Source organism: Rhizobium sp. NPDC090279, from assembly GCF_044769665.1.
In the GTDB taxonomy this organism is placed as follows: Bacteria; Pseudomonadota; Alphaproteobacteria; order Rhizobiales; family Rhizobiaceae; genus Rhizobium.
This window is the reverse complement of record NZ_JBIVYI010000012.1, coordinates 127,780-142,081: the sequence shown is the minus strand read 5'-3', so window position 1 is coordinate 142,081 and position 14,302 is coordinate 127,780. Positions and strand designations below refer to the sequence as shown.

Here is a 14,302-nt window from a genome sequence, read left to right as displayed (position 1 = left end):
TGCAAGCGGACGGATCGCGCAGCTTGACGGCTTGACAGGCAAGGCACCGGGATTAGACCGGCGAGAATAGCATCTTGCTCCTTCCCCCGGAGATCCCATGAAATTCCTGGCATCCCTTTCTGCCTTCGTTGGCAAGACCTTTTCCATTTGGGTCATCTTGTTCGCCGTGCTCGGCTTCTTCTTCCCCGGCTTCTTCAAGCAGTTCGCGCCCTGGATCGTGGTGCTGCTCGGCATCATCATGTTCGGCATGGGGCTTACGATTTCGGTGGAGGATTTTCGCGAGCTGGTGCGTCGCCCCCATGAGGTCGCGATCGGCGTCATCGCGCATTTTGGCATCATGCCGGCATTGGCGCTGCTTTTGACCAGGATCATTCCCATGCCGCCGGAGGTCGCCGCCGGCGTCATTCTGGTCGGCTGCTGCCCGGGCGGCACATCGAGCAACGTCATGACCTATCTTGCCCGCGGCGATGTGGCGCTGTCGGTCGCCTGCACGAGCGTGACCACGCTCGCCGCGCCGATCGTCACGCCGTTTCTCGTCTGGATGTTCGCGAGCCAGTATCTGCCTGTGAATGCCTGGTCGATGTTCATCAGCATCGTTCAGGTCATCATCGTGCCGCTGCTGCTCGGCTTTATCGCGCAGAAGGCCATGCCCCGCCTGGTTCGCGCGGCGATCCCGGCACTGCCGCTCGTCAGCGTCGTCGGCATCGTGCTGATCGTTGCCGCCGTCGTCGGTGCGTCGAAGGCGGCCATCGTGCAGTCCGGCCTGCTGATTTTCGTCGTCGTCGTGCTGCACAACGGTCTCGGCTACCTTTTCGGCTACTATGCGTCGAAGGCGCTCGGGCTCAACTTCTACAAGCGCAAGGCGCTGGCGATCGAAGTCGGCATGCAGAATTCGGGTCTGGGCGCTGCGCTGGCAACGGCCTATTTCTCGCCGATCGCCGCCGTTCCGAGCGCGATCTTTTCCGTCTGGCACAATATTTCGGGCGCGACCCTGGCAAACTGGTTTGCCTCGCGCAAGGACGCAGACGCGCCGCCCCGCGCCTGACCGGGACTGGAAACCATCCATCTGAAGAGGCGCGGCTTCAAGCAGCGCCTCTTTTCGCATCAGCATAGTCGCATCGATGCGGGACTGGCCGAAGTGCTCGATACCGTGTGACGCGGTCTAGGTCAGATCCTTGGCAAGGGCGCAATAGACCGGCTGATCGGTCAACCCCGTAAGCCTGGTTACGGTGAGTTCAATCGGCGGCAGCCGTCGTCCGGCTCCAAGGCGCACGGTTGCGCCATCGATGCGGAGATGGTTCGGCTGCGCCGCCAGATCCGGCTCGTCCAGCCCGTCGAAAATGCCTCGGCCGCTGATCTTCAATGCGGCCTCCTTGGCGACCCAGAGACGGTAGCAGATTTCCAGTGCTGCCGCGCCATCAAGCGTGGCGACCGCGGCCGCTTCCGCTCTTGAGAAATGATCGGCTGCAAAGGCGGTCGGATCGAAGCTGTTGCTGTCTTCGATCTCGATATCGACGCCGACGGCGCCATCGGGCGCAAAGCCCGCCAGCAGCAGGTCGGCCCGGTGCGAAAGCGAGATGCCCAGCTCGTGATAGGGAGGCCTGAGCGCCGGCCGGTCGCTCGGTCGACGATAGATGGAAAGATCATCCCGTTGCGCGGCGCGTCTCAAGGCGGCTTGCGCCATTGCGTCCCGCTCTTCGTGTCCGCCCGGTGCCGGGCGGACAATGACGGCCATCGCATCTGCGACCGTCAGGACGACCTCGAATTGAGGGGTCGCCATGTCGCTCTTCACGCGGCGGCCGAGGGCAGGACGGCCTTTTGAACGACGGGAGCGGCTTCCTGCTCGGCTTGCACGGCCTGGGCGGGCGTGCCGACCCAGGAGGTGCCAGCTGGAATGGCCTCGCCCTTCATCACCAGCGTCAGCGGACCGATCTCGGCGAAATCACCGACATTGGCTTCGTAGAGGACCGTGCTGCCGGAACCGATGGATACGCCCTTGCCGATGTTGATGCGGCCCACCTTCATGATGCGGTCCTCATAGAGATGGGTCTGCGGGCAGGAGCCCATGTTGATGACGGCATGGTCGCCGATGCTGGTGCAATCGAATTCGCAGATGTCGGTGCTGTTGAGCCATGCCCCCTGGCCGATCTTGGCGCCGAAGGGGCGCAGCAACCAGGGCAGGAACGGCGTGCCGCGCAGATAGTCGAGCAGCATCTTGCTGGCAAGCCCGCCGTAGAAGACGGCGACCGCCTCAGTACGCATTGCCCACCACGACCACATCGGCCGGTTCATCGGCTTGTAGGTGCCGATGAGTATCCATTTAAAGGCGACAGCGACGAGATACAGGATGCCCGAAGTCGCGAGACCAGCAGCCATCAGCGTCCAGAACAGACGGCCCCAGGCGCCGTCATCGATCGCGCTCGCCATCATGTCGGACATTGCGAGCGCCATGACGATCAGGATGGCGGTCGGCAGCGACGTATGCAAGGCTTCGAACACGATGCGCACAAGGCGCATGCGCAGAGGCGGTGCGTAGGTGGCGGTCGCGGCCGCCTGCAGCCTTTCGCGGGTCGGGAACTGGAAGGCGGGGCTGCCGCACCAGGTTTCGCCCGCCTTGACGTGCAGGGAATCGGGCAGGCGTGTCTTGATGCCGACGAGTGAATCGCTCTCGATCACGGCACCCTGCGAGATCACGGAGGAATTGCCGAAGAAGCAGCGATCGCCGGTCTTCAGGCGCTTCAGCACCATCCAGCCGTTCTGGATTTCCTCATCACCGAAGATGGTCTCGTCTCCGATGAAGTTGTCGCGGCCCATTTCGATGAGGTCGTAGCGACCGGCGAAGTTGGCCGAGATCTCCGTGCCCTTGCCGATCTTGGCGCCCATCAGGCGGTACCAATTGCGCATGAAGACGGTGGCATAGAGCGAATTCAAGGTTTCCAGCATGGCCTCGGTGGTCAGGCCGACAACCCATTTGCGGAAATAGAGGTTGCCGAAGATCGAGTAACGGCCCGGCACGACGCGGGGCAGGAGCACCCATCTGAGCGCCACGACGACGGCCATGGACACCACGATCAGCAGGAAGGCGGCCGGCCAGGAGAGCGCGGCGATCATTCCCCAGGACAAGGGATCGTCGGCGCCCGGCGAATACATCTGCTGCACGGCCGAAAACAGGTAGAAGGCCGGGAAGATCGGCAGAAGGCCGACGACGAGGCTGAGATTGTAGGCGACGAAATAGGCGGCGAACTGCAATACGCGCCCTACGGTTCCAAGCTCCGGATGGGCGGGCATCGCCTCATGTTCGGCATGGCCGGTCTGGCGTGCGGGCGAGCCGTCCCAGCGCGTATGGGCCTCGACATGCGTGCCGGCGGCAATTGCCGTCAGGTCGCCGATGACGGCGCCGTCGTCAATCTTGACGTTATGGCCGATGACGGAACCGTTGCCGATCTGCACGTTTTCACCGATGTCGATCGTGCCGACATGGATCTGGTTGCCGATGACCTCGACATTGGCGAGCTTGACCTTGACGCCGAGGCTCGATCTTGCGCCGACGCGCACCAGGTCGATCGCGCCTTCCTCGAACTCGTCGATCATCGCATCCTTGCCGACCTGGGCGCCAAGCGCGCGCATGTAGACGCGGATGAGCGGCGAGCCCTTGAGGAATTTCGGCGCGGTGAGCTGAACGATGCGCTGCATCAGCCAGATGCGGAAATAATAGGTGCCCCACAGCGGATAGACGCCGGGCCGCGTGCGGCCGATGACGAGCCATTTGAGGGCGACGACAACGAGCTTCTCGCCGAGATTGAGGGCGAGATAGACGCCGCCGAGGATGAGGATCTCGTTCCAGACCGACGCGCCGTCATCGATCAGCAGGATCGAAGCCAGCAGCAGGCCGATCCATTGCAGCGTTGCGATCGCGACGATGAAGGGCAAGACCACGGCCTGAGCCAGACCGCAATAGAAGCGCCGCCGCCACGGAACCGGCTCGAAGCTCTTGCGCTCCTGTCCGGAAGCGCGCTCGCTGCGCTGCTCCAGGATCGCCGCAATGCCCCGAAGCGTGCGACCGGCATAGACGTCGCGCAGGGCGATGCCGGCCAGCAGCGGGATCTTGCGGACTTCGGAAACGAACCGGGCCGCCAGCATCGAATGACCGCCGAGTTCGGTGAAGAAATCGGCTTCGAAATTGATGGAGCGCAGGCGAAGCGCCTCTGTTGCCGCCTTCAGCAGCTGGGCTTCGGTCCAGGTGCGCGGCGGTTCCTGAGACTGAGCCGACTGATCGGCCACCAGCGGGATCGCGGCGAGCGTCTTGCGGTCGATCTTGCCGGAGGGAAGGCGCGGCAGCGACACGTGGCTGTGCCAGGCGGCGGGCACCATATAGGGCGGCAGCTTGGCTGCCAGCACGGCGCGCGCCTTGTCGCGGTCGAAGCTGTTGCCGGTCGTCACGACATGGGCGACCAGCATGTCCTCGCCATCCGGCGGCCGATGCACGACCACGGAGGCAGCCTTCACGTCCGCAAGCTCGCCGACCACGGTCTCGATCTCACCGAGCTCGATACGGTAGCCGCGGATCTTGACCTGATCGTCGATGCGGCCGAGGAAGTGGAGCTGACCCTCTTCATCCATCAGCACGGCGTCGCCGCTGCGGTAAAGTACAGGGTCGCCATGGGCCGCGAAGGGGTTGGCGATGAACTTGGCGGAGGTAAGCTCGGGCAGGTTCCGGTAGCCGGCGGCGACGCCCGGTCCGCCGATCAGCAATTCACCGGTATCGCCGCGCGCAACAAGCTGCAGGCTTTCGTCGACGACATAGGCCGTGGTGTTGGCAATCGGGCAGCCGATCGTGATCGGCCGGGAAGGGTCGAGTTCGGCGTAGGTCGCAACCACGGTCGTTTCTGTCGGGCCATAGGTATTGACCAGGCGCCGACCCGGCTTGAAGAAGCGGCTGACGATCGCGGGAGGGCAGGCTTCGCCGCCGACGATGATGACGCGCAGGCTTTCGACGTCGCGCTCCAGCATGGTGAGCAGGGTCGGCACGGTGTCGATGACCGTGATCTTTTCGGCTTCCAGCACGTCGGCAAGCCTGTCGAGTTCGGCCATGACTTCCGATGTCGCGACCTTCAGCGTCGCACCGACCAGATAGGGAACGAATATTTCTTCGAGCGAAAGGTCGAAGGCAACCGAAGCCTGCTGCAGAACGACATCCGATTCGACCATGCCGAGGACGTCGTTACCTGCCCGCAGATAGTGGCAGATGTTCCGGTGCGTAATGACTATCCCCTTCGGCTTGCCCGTGGAGCCGGAGGTATAGATGGCATAGGCGGGATCGTCGTGGGCGGCGAGGCGCGGAGCAACACCATCGTCGTCTTCGGAAAGCAGCGCCTTGAGGATCAGTGTCTGGCCATCGAAAGCGGGCGCAAGGGCCGCCTTCTCGTCATGCGTCAGCAGCCATTTCGCGCCGCAATCGGCAAGGCTGACGGCCACGCGGTCAGCGGGGGCTGCAGCATCGAAAGGAATATAGGCCGCGCCGGCCTTGAGGATCGCGAGAAGCGCAACGTGGAGCTCCAGGGAACGCTGGAACCACAGGCCGACGAAGTCGCCGGGGCCGATGCCTCGACGGCTGAGCGCGCGCGCCGCCTCATCCGACAATCGGTCGAGTTCGGCATAGGTCATCGCCTCGGCCGTTCCGATCAGGGTCAGTGCCGTCTTGTCGGGGCTGCGGGCGACCGTTGCCTTGAATATGTCCACAAGGGTTTCATTGCGGACGAACTCAGGCCGAATGCCGCCTGAGAAAACCGAGAGGCTGGCATTTGGGGTAATCGACGAAATCTGGATAGTCATGGTAACTTCTGCACAACGAAACTCGACACAATCAACGTGCCATCTATCAATGCTTATACACCTTTCAATTTGCAGCTCTCTTACGGGCGCTGTCAGGGAATTGTAATGTTGGGGAAGCTATGTTTGGGTCGGCGCGGGGCGTGGCCCGCGTGCAATCTCGGAAGAAGGATTGATATCGTTGCGCATATTCGGGCGAAGAGCCAGCTGGCCCCGCTGGCTGTCCGTTCTCTTGGCGGCGGCTTTGCTGAGCCTGCCAGGCATGGAGGCATTAGCTCGTCCGCACAGCACTGTTCTGGTCGAGGATGCCGGCACCTTGCGGCCGCTGCGCGACATCTATGCCGTCGTCGCGCGCGAAATGCCGGGGAAGGTGTTGCGAATCAAGCGGATTCGCCGGGCGGGGCGCCAGGCCTATGCCGTGCGGGTATTGAAGCCCGACGGCAAACGTGGTGACATAGTGCTCGATGGTGCAACGCTCGCCGTGATCGAGAGACGCTGAGGATGCGCATTCTGATTGCTGAGGATGAGCCCAGTATCGTGGCGGACATGCGCCGCTGCCTGGAGGATCAGCATTATGTCGTCTCGACCGTGAGCAACGGCGAGGAGGCGTGGTATCGTGGCGATATCGAGCATTTCGACCTTGTCATCCTCGATCTCGGGCTTCCCAAGCTTGATGGCCTGACGGTGTTGCGACGCTGGCGGGCGGAGCGCCGCGGCATGCCTGTCATCATATTGACGGCGCGTGACGGTTGGCGCGACAAGGTCGACGGCATGGATGCGGGTGCCGACGACTATCTGACCAAACCCTTCCGCATGGAAGAGCTTCTGGCCCGCGTGCGCGCCTTGATGCGCCGCGCAGCCGGGCAATCCTCTCCGATCCTTTCCAACGGCGTGCTGGAGCTCGATACGCGCCAGCGTACGGTTTCGTTTCGCGGGCAGCCGGTACAGGTGACGGCGCTGGAATATCGGCTTCTTGCCTATCTGATGCACAATGCCGGCACCGTGCTGTCCCGAACGCAGATCGCCGACAGCATTTATGACGAAGAGACGGAGCTTCTGTCGAACGCGCTTGAAGTCGTCGTCGCCCGCCTGCGGCGCAAGTTCGATGGTACCGTCATCGAGACCCGGCGCGGCCAGGGCTATATCATCCCGCGCGAGGCGCCGCCGTCATGACGCCGTTTTCGCTGCGAGGGCGGTTGCTGCTGGGTTCCGCGGTGGCGATCATCGTCGCAACCTTTCTGGCCGGCGTCGGCATCAATGCCATCTCGGGGCTGGCCGTCAGGGCGCTTGCACTCTCCGAGATAGACGAGGAATTGCGCGTCCTGCTGGCTGCGGTCGATATCAACACGTCCAACCAGCTCTTTCTCGACGATACGCCAACGGATTCCCGTTTCGGCATCCCGAACGGCGGTTTCTATTGGCAGATCGGCCGCAACGGCAACGTGGAACTGCGTTCGCAGTCGCTCTGGGAGCAGAATCTTCCCTGGCTTCGGGCCCGCCCCCGCGATGCCGGCCGGGCGACGGATATGAAGGGGCCGAACGGCAGCCATCTTCTCGCCGTCGAGCGATCCATCTCCATCCCCTCGGCGACGGGCGATCAGATCGTCGATATCGTGATGGCGCTCGACAATCGCGAGCTTGCGCCCGCGCGCTGGCGCTTTTTCTATGCCATGGCGCCATCTCTTGGCGTGCTTTCAGCCGCCCTGATCGTGGCGGTCATCGCCTTTTTGCGATACGGCTTGCGGCCGCTGAACGATCTGCGCGCGGCATTGATGGCCGTGCAGGAGCGCTCCGCCCGCAAGATCACCGGCCAATTTCCGCGGGAGGTCCAGCCTCTCGTGGACGATCTGAACGGCCTGCTCGCCTCCCGTGAGACGCAACTGACGCAGGCGCGCGCTCGCGCCGGCGATCTGGCGCATGGTCTGAAGACACCGCTTGCCGCCCTTGAGGCGACGGCGCGCATGCTGTCGGAAGAGGGCATGTCGGAACGGGCGGCGGCGATCCAGACGGAGGTCAGCCGGATGGAGGCGCAGATCAAGCGAACGCTGGCGCAAACCCGCGCGAGCCTGGCAGCCGCCCACACCGTCGGCGTCATGGACGCCAGCGCCGATCTCCAGAAGATCATCTCGGTCATGCGGCGCCTGTCGACCGAACGGAAAATCGACTTCGAGCTCGTGGCGCCGCCCGAGATGTGGCTGGCGATCGACGAGGCGGATTTTGCCGATATCACCGGCAATCTGATCGACAATGCCAGGAAGTGGACGGCGGGCAAGATCAAGGTTTTTCTGTCGCAGCTGGCCGAGCACGAGGGCGTGGAACTGCGCATCGAGGACGATGGGCCGGGCCTGCCGGAGGATGCTGAAATGGCCTTCATCCGTCGCGGTAGGCGGCTGGACGAAAGCATCGCCGGGACCGGCTTTGGTCTCGCGATCGCCAAGGATCTGGTCGAAGCCTATGACGGCAAGCTGACGCTCGCCCGCTCCGGCCTCGGCGGCTTGTCGGTCACCGTCAATCTGCCGGCGCGGCTGCTGAAGGACAAGCAGGTGGTGCTGGAAAGCTAGAGCATTTCCGTTTTAAATCGAGTCACGGAAATGCTCTATCCTTCTGTTTTTACGCAGTTCCAGCAAAACCGCTTCGCACTTTTGCTGGAACTGCTCTAGGTCGGCGCATGCTGGTCGAGCATTGCCGCCCGCCATTTTGTTTACACAAGGCAGGCGGGCGGGACGGATTTCGGGCATTGCCGCCTCAGGCGGCGCGCCGGCTGCTTCTCGCCTGGACGGACTGCTCGGCAATGCGAAACTGGGCGAGCAGCTCGTTCAATGTGGCGGCTTCCGACGCGAGGCCGTGGCTCGCAGCGGTCTGTTCCTCGACCATGGCGGCGTTCTGCTGCGTGCCCTGATCCATGGTGTTGACGGCCGTGTTGATCTCCTGCAGGCCGGTCGACTGTTCGCGCGAGGCCCGAACGATCGCTTCGATGTTGCGGTTGATCTCCTGGACGTCGCGCACGATCACCTCGAGCGCTTCGCCCGTCTGGTTGACGAGGGTGACGCCGTTCTTGACCTGCTCGCCCGAGGCGGTGATCAGGGATTTGATCTCCTTGGCCGCCTGCGCGGAGCGCTGCGCGAGTTCGCGGACTTCCTGCGCCACCACTGCAAAGCCCTTGCCGGCGTCACCGGCGCGGGCAGCCTCCACGCCCGCATTGAGCGCGAGCAGGTTTGTCTGGAAGGCGATGTCGTCGATGACGCCGATGATATTGGAGATCTCGCCTGACGATTTTTCGATCATGTTCATGGCGCCGACGGCCTTTTCGACGATCTCGCCGGACTTTTCCGCGCCGCCGCGAGCCCGGGTGACGAGCTGGCTGACTTCCTCCGCGCGACGAGCGCTATCCTTGACCGTCGTTGTGATTTCCTCAAGGGCTGCAGCAGTCTCCTCGACCGAAGCCGCCTGCTGTTCCGTGCGCCGCGCAAGGTTGTCAGCAGCAGCCCGGATTTCACCGGCGCCGGTGTCGATTGCGCGGGCATTGCGACCGACTGTCGCCATCGCCTCGTGGAGCTTTGCGACCGAGGTATTGAAGTCGGTCCGCAGACGGTCGAGGTCACCGACAAAGGGAGCCGTGATGCGATGAACGAGATCGCCATTTGCCAGGCGACCGAGCCCATCGGCGAGCGAGTGGACCGCGGAAGCGATCTGTTCTTCTTCACTGACCTTGAGGGCTTCGCGTTCGCGCCGCTCCTGCTCGCTGAGCAGGCGGGTATCTTCGGCCTCTCTCGCAAGACGGCCGCGCTGGATCATGTTGTCGCGGAAGACGGCAACTGCAGCGGCCATGCGGCCGAGCTCATCCTTGCGGTCGGTCGCCGGAATTTCGGCGGAGACATCGCCGCCGGCAAGCCTGCCCATGGCGCTCGTCATCTGCAGGACCGGTCGGACCACCAGTCTCGACAGCAGCGCGGCCAATACGGCGATCAGCGCGATGACGCCGATGAGGGTCGCGATAGCCGCGGCGATACGGAATTTGGCGATACCGGCGAATGCCATGCCGCGGTCGACCTCGACCCCCAGATACCAATCGGCGCGAGGCAGGCCCTGAATGGGCAGAAAACTGACCAAGACCGACTTGCCGTTGAAGGTTGTCTCGGAAATGCCGGCGCCGATCACGGGCGTCGCCTGCGGGAAGGCATCAGCAAGTTTCTTGGTGACCAGCTGCTGATCCTGGTGGACGAGAATGGTCCCGTCGGTCTTCACCAGGAATGCTGAACCCTTGCCACCCATCGTCACCGACTTGACCATGGAGACGAGCGAGCCGAGGGAGAAATCGCTGGCCACAACGCCGAACAGCTTGCCGTCGCGCTTGACCGGCATGGCGGCGGTGATGACGAGAGCACCCGTAGAAGCGTCGACATAAGGGTCGGTGAGGGCCAATTTGTCGGCCTTGACAGCATCCTTGTACCATGGCCGCTTGCGCGGATCGTAGTCGGCCGGCAGCTGTTGCGCGGGAACGGTCGTGAAGACACCTTGCTCGTCGCCGAGATAGGTGGACATGAATTCTCGTATCAGAACGGGATTGTCGAAGGCGTCGTGAATCGCTTGAGAGTTTTCGGCCTTGGCGGCGGCATTGGCGGCGAGTTCGGTCAGCATGACACGTGCGCCCAGCCAATTCGAGATGCTCTGAGACGCCTGAAGGCCCGAGGATTCGATCTCGCCTTTGATCGCATCGCGCGCCAGGGCGCGCTGAAGGCTGTCGATATAGATTGAAAAGCCACAGAGGGCAGCGATGACGACCAGGGACGCCACCACCAAAATCTTCGTCATCAAATTGAAACGGGTCTGCACGGGATCGGTCCTTGAAGGTGATCCAGCGTGCCGATCATTGAAGGAGCAGACGCGCCGGATGGGCCAAACGTCATGGTCATTCCAGCAAATGCCATCATGGCGCCGCGCATGTCCTGGTGAGACATGCGGTCACATATGAGGCAGAAGCGTTAAGTTGCCTTTAATCACGATGCCCCGCGCGCGTTGTCCGCGCGCCCAGTCGCCGGCGCGATGGGCATCCGCGAGAAGCGATAAAATTCTAACCCGTAATTGCCTGGATATATCGTTGCGCCGAGCTGCCGACGACATGATTGCCGTTCCGCTCCACGGTTCGGCCCTGGAATGCGCCGTAGATCGCCTCGAACCGGTAGGGCTGCACTGCCTCGGAAATCCTATTCACCGCGCTCGCATTGAGCGGAATGAGGTTCGGATAGCTGCGCATGAAGCTGACATAGCGGCGGTCCATGGTCACCTGCATCGTATCGCCAACGAATAGTGCGCCATGTCCGTCTTCAAGCCACGGGCAATGAAGCACCGAACTGCCTTCGAAGTGACCGCCGCAGCGGATCATGGTGGCAGCACCTATCTGCAGCGTCTCACCTGTCCATGGACGCAGGGCCGCACCGGGCCTCTGTGCCCATCCGGCATCATCGGCATGAAGGTGGATCGGCACGCCGCCGGCGGCGGCACTCCATTCGATCATGGACGAATAGAAATGCGGGTGGGAAATCGCGATCGCGCTCAACCCGCCCATCGCGGCAATCCGTGCCCTGCTGGCCTGGTCGACAAGGCTGAGGCAGTCCCACAGGATGTTGCCGTCAGGCCCCTCGATCAGAAAAGCACGTTGGCCAATGCCGAAATAGGGCGAGATCTGCAGGCTATGAACGCCTTCCGCTTCTTCATTCCAGGCCACGGCATACGTTTGGTCGAGGATCGCCATATCGGTCCAGTCTTGTCCTGATTGGGGCACGAACTGGCGGTCGTCCTCGCAGATCGGGCAGGCGGGCGGCGGCCCGTCGCTTTCGCTGAACTGCGTGCCGCATGTGCTGCAGATGAAATGCGTCATCTCGAGTTCCTCGCCAGCCTGTCTCTCCGACCTGCGGGCAGGGACTCGCCGCGCGGCCAATGACGGCTCTCATGTTACTATATTGGCCAGATGCAGGATGGATCAAAGCGAAAAGGCGAGGTGGTGCCGCCGTGAACAGAAAATCGTCGTTTTCAGACCGGTTTTTCCAGGTGAAACGGATAGTCCTAATCAGTAATGACAGAATTAATGTCTGTCTATCATTATGATTTTTAATGTTAAAGTGATTTTTCCGCAAGTTTTGTGACAATCTGGCCTTGCAAAAGATGCAAAGACGAAGAAACATAGTCGGCTAATGAAAGTTTAGTCGATCGTGATATGGGTGTTCGGCGTTTGTCCGGGCATCGCAGGCATATGGAGGACCACCATGGCGCTTATTCTCGGCCTCGTCGCCCTGGCCGGCCACATCGCCCTTTTGCTCTGGGGCACGCGCATGGTCCAGACCGGCATCCAGCGTGCCTTCGGTCCCGATCTGCGCTCGTTTCTCGGTCGCGCGTTGAGCAATCGCACGAAGGCGTTTTTTGCTGGGATCGGCGTCACGGCCATCCTGCAGAGCAGTACGGCAACCGGCTTGATGGCGTCCGGCTTTGCGGCGGGCGGCCTGGTCGATCTCGTGCCGGCGCTTGCCGTCATGCTGGGGGCCAATGTCGGCACGACACTGATTGTTCAGGTGCTGTCCTTCGATGTCGCCGCCGCTTCGCCGGCCCTGATCCTTATTGGCGTACTGATGTTTCGCCGGACCGCCAATTCGCGCGTCCATGATCTCGGGCGCGTCATGATCGGGCTTGGCTTCATGCTTCTGGCGCTGCATCAGCTCCTCGACCTGATGACGCAGTACGAGGGGTCAAAGGCGCTCGCCTATGTCCTTGATGCAATTGCGGCGACACCGGTACTGAGCATGCTGCTGGCCGCCATTCTGACATGGGCGGCTCATTCCAGCGTTGCGGTCGTGCTGCTCATCATGTCTCTTGCAAGCAAGGGTCTCGTCAATGTCGATCAGGCCTTCGCGCTTGTTCTCGGCGCCAATCTCGGCACCGCGATCAACCCGTTGATCGAAGGCCAATCAGGCGCCGATCTCTCCGTCAAGCGGTTGCCGATCGGCAATATGCTGACGCGCATCGTCGGCGTCGCCGCGATGATCGGTCTCTTGGAGCCAGCCACGCGTCTATCGGCGATGGTCGATAGCGACAGCGCCCGTGCGGTTGCTAATTTCCATAGTGCCTTCAATATCGTTCTGGCTCTCGTATTCATGCCGCTGCTGCGGCCCTATGCGGATCTATTGACCAAATTGTTGCCGCAGAAGATCGATGAGGCCGATCCGACGCGGCCGCGATATCTCGATCCGGCCGCCAAGGAGACACCCGTCGTCGCTCTCGGCGCGGCGGCGCGAGAGGCGTTGAGGCTGGTTGATGTGCTCTCGGAAATGCTCGCGGGCGCCAAGTCGGCACTAGCGGATACGGATCGCAAGGCGCTGACGCGGCTGCGAGCGCTGGACAATATCCTCGACAGCCTGAATACGGCGGTAAAAACCTACCTGACGTCAATCGACCCCGACGAACTCGGCGAAGCCGACAGGCGGCGTCTGAACGAGATCCTGCTGTTTTCGATGAACATGGAACATGCCGGCGACGTGCTCGATCAGAACCTTCTGCCGCATCTGGCAAAGCGCCTGCGCCGAGGCTTGAACTTTTCGAAGGAAGGGCAGCTCGAACTGGCGACACTGTTTGACCGATTGCAGTCGAACCTGCAGACCACGGCCGCCCTGTTCATGACGCAGAACGAGGGTGCCGCCCGCATGCTGGCTGAGGAGAAGGTGATCTTTCGCAAGGCTGAGCGCGAGGGGACAGAAGCTCATTTCCAGCGTCTGCGCCAGGGCGGCATCGAGACTGTCGAGACCAGCTCGCTTCACCTCGACCTGTTGCGTGACCTCAAGCAGATCAATTCGCATCTCGTCGCCGCTGCCGCCTATCCCGTTCTGGAAGAGCGCGGTGAGCTCTTGCAGAGCCGGACGCCAAGCCCGGTCCCACAGGCGGCGGTGACGGCGCATGACTAAAAAGACCTATCTCCGCCGTTTGGCGGGCGAGGCGGAAAAACTCTTCGCCGGCCAGTCAATCGAGCAATATGCCGCGATCTGCTACAGGCGCTCGCCAGGGCTGAAAGACGTGCAGATCCTGCTGATCACATCGCGTGATAGCGGCCGTTGGGTCATTCCCAAGGGATGGCCGATAGAAGGCAAGCTGCCGCATCAAGTCGCCGAACGCGAGGCCTGGGAAGAGGCCGGCGTCAAGGGGAAGGCAAGGAAGAAGAGTTTTGGCTATTATACCTATCTCAAAGTTCTCGATACCGGCGACACTGTCCCATCTGTCGTTCAGGTCCATCTTCTCGAGGTGACGGGATTGGATGAGCGTTTTCCGGAAAAGGGTCAGCGCCAGCTTCAATGGCTCTCGCCCAATGAGGCGGCTGCCCGCGTCCGGGAACCTGAGTTGAAAAGCTTGCTGCGCATGGCCGAGACCGTCCTTGCGCCGGATCGGTGAATACAACCAATCCTCCAGATTCCCCCTCGCATCTCAACTCACT

General features: G+C 62.2%; 10 protein-coding genes. 6 read left to right on the top strand and 4 right to left on the bottom strand.

The features are described from left to right. The first annotated feature begins 97 nt into the window (after window positions 1-97). Entirely contained in the window at window positions 98-1,045 is a 948-nt protein-coding gene (locus tag ACIQWP_RS26830; RefSeq protein ID WP_402794050.1) for a bile acid:sodium symporter family protein, read from the top strand. Window positions 1,046-1,162: 117 nt separating this feature from the next. On the opposite strand, the gene ACIQWP_RS26825 is transcribed toward ACIQWP_RS26830, so the two are convergent. After that, window positions 1,163-1,780 (bottom strand): 4'-phosphopantetheinyl transferase family protein, encoded by a 618-nt coding sequence (locus tag ACIQWP_RS26825; protein ID WP_402794048.1) that lies wholly within the window; start codon window positions 1,778-1,780, stop codon window positions 1,163-1,165. Between the two features lie 8 nt (window positions 1,781-1,788). After that, window positions 1,789-5,832: a Pls/PosA family non-ribosomal peptide synthetase gene (locus ACIQWP_RS26820; protein WP_402794047.1), complete on the bottom strand. Its 4,044-nt coding sequence runs from the start codon at window positions 5,830-5,832 to the stop codon at window positions 1,789-1,791. A gap of 259 nt (window positions 5,833-6,091) precedes the next feature. Here ACIQWP_RS26820 and ACIQWP_RS26815 point away from each other — a divergent pair, with 259 nt between their 5' ends. From ACIQWP_RS26815 to ACIQWP_RS26805, 3 genes are read left to right on the top strand one after another with little or no spacing between them, the layout of a single operon-like run. Beyond that, complete coding sequence (locus tag ACIQWP_RS26815) at window positions 6,092-6,328, top strand: PepSY domain-containing protein (RefSeq protein WP_402794045.1); 237 nt, start codon at window positions 6,092-6,094, stop codon at window positions 6,326-6,328. A gap of 2 nt (window positions 6,329-6,330) precedes the next feature. After that, complete coding sequence (locus tag ACIQWP_RS26810; RefSeq protein ID WP_015342375.1) at window positions 6,331-7,002, top strand: response regulator transcription factor; 672 nt, start codon at window positions 6,331-6,333, stop codon at window positions 7,000-7,002. Continuing rightward, the gene (locus ACIQWP_RS26805; protein WP_402794041.1) at window positions 6,999-8,390 is read left to right on the top strand and encodes an ATP-binding protein; all 1,392 of its coding nucleotides are present in this window, start codon (window positions 6,999-7,001) and stop codon (window positions 8,388-8,390) included. Before ACIQWP_RS26810 ends, ACIQWP_RS26805 begins: the two co-directional genes overlap by 4 nt. Before the next feature lie 184 nt (window positions 8,391-8,574). Here the strand turns inward: ACIQWP_RS26805 and ACIQWP_RS26800 are convergent, their stop codons facing one another. Next, a complete protein-coding gene (locus ACIQWP_RS26800; RefSeq protein WP_402794039.1) occupies window positions 8,575-10,641 on the bottom strand; it encodes a methyl-accepting chemotaxis protein in 2,067 nt (688 codons plus the stop codon). 259 nt (window positions 10,642-10,900) lie between these two features. Next, window positions 10,901-11,707 carry an MBL fold metallo-hydrolase gene (locus ACIQWP_RS26795; RefSeq protein WP_402794037.1) on the bottom strand — a complete coding sequence of 269 codons (807 nt, stop codon included), beginning with the start codon at window positions 11,705-11,707 and terminating at the stop codon, window positions 10,901-10,903. Window positions 11,708-12,092: 385 nt separating this feature from the next. Here ACIQWP_RS26795 and ACIQWP_RS26790 point away from each other — a divergent pair, with 385 nt between their 5' ends. Continuing rightward, window positions 12,093-13,778 carry a Na/Pi cotransporter family protein gene (locus tag ACIQWP_RS26790; protein ID WP_402794035.1) on the top strand — a complete coding sequence of 562 codons (1,686 nt, stop codon included), beginning with the start codon at window positions 12,093-12,095 and terminating at the stop codon, window positions 13,776-13,778. Next, window positions 13,771-14,259 carry an NUDIX hydrolase gene (locus ACIQWP_RS26785; protein ID WP_402794033.1) on the top strand — a complete coding sequence of 163 codons (489 nt, stop codon included), beginning with the start codon at window positions 13,771-13,773 and terminating at the stop codon, window positions 14,257-14,259. Before ACIQWP_RS26790 ends, ACIQWP_RS26785 begins: the two co-directional genes overlap by 8 nt. Window positions 14,260-14,302: the final 43 nt, after the last annotated feature.

What these genes read in the sequence shown, in the direction of transcription:
- ACIQWP_RS26790 (WP_402794035.1), top strand. Translation starts at nt 12,093, where the DNA reads ATGGCGCTTATTCTCGGCCTCGTCGCCCTGGCCGGCCACATCGCCCTT.
- ACIQWP_RS26795 (WP_402794037.1), bottom strand. Translation starts at nt 11,707, where the DNA reads ATGACGCATTTCATCTGCAGCACATGCGGCACGCAGTTCAGCGAAAGC.
- ACIQWP_RS26805 (WP_402794041.1), top strand. Translation starts at nt 6,999, where the DNA reads ATGACGCCGTTTTCGCTGCGAGGGCGGTTGCTGCTGGGTTCCGCGGTG.
- ACIQWP_RS26825 (WP_402794048.1), bottom strand. Translation starts at nt 1,780, where the DNA reads ATGGCGACCCCTCAATTCGAGGTCGTCCTGACGGTCGCAGATGCGATG.
- ACIQWP_RS26830 (WP_402794050.1), top strand. Translation starts at nt 98, where the DNA reads ATGAAATTCCTGGCATCCCTTTCTGCCTTCGTTGGCAAGACCTTTTCC.
- ACIQWP_RS26785 (WP_402794033.1), top strand. Translation starts at nt 13,771, where the DNA reads ATGACTAAAAAGACCTATCTCCGCCGTTTGGCGGGCGAGGCGGAAAAA.
- ACIQWP_RS26820 (WP_402794047.1), bottom strand. Translation starts at nt 5,832, where the DNA reads ATGACTATCCAGATTTCGTCGATTACCCCAAATGCCAGCCTCTCGGTT.
- ACIQWP_RS26815 (WP_402794045.1), top strand. Translation starts at nt 6,092, where the DNA reads ATGGAGGCATTAGCTCGTCCGCACAGCACTGTTCTGGTCGAGGATGCC.
- ACIQWP_RS26800 (WP_402794039.1), bottom strand. Translation starts at nt 10,641, where the DNA reads ATGACGAAGATTTTGGTGGTGGCGTCCCTGGTCGTCATCGCTGCCCTC.
- ACIQWP_RS26810 (WP_015342375.1), top strand. Translation starts at nt 6,331, where the DNA reads ATGCGCATTCTGATTGCTGAGGATGAGCCCAGTATCGTGGCGGACATG.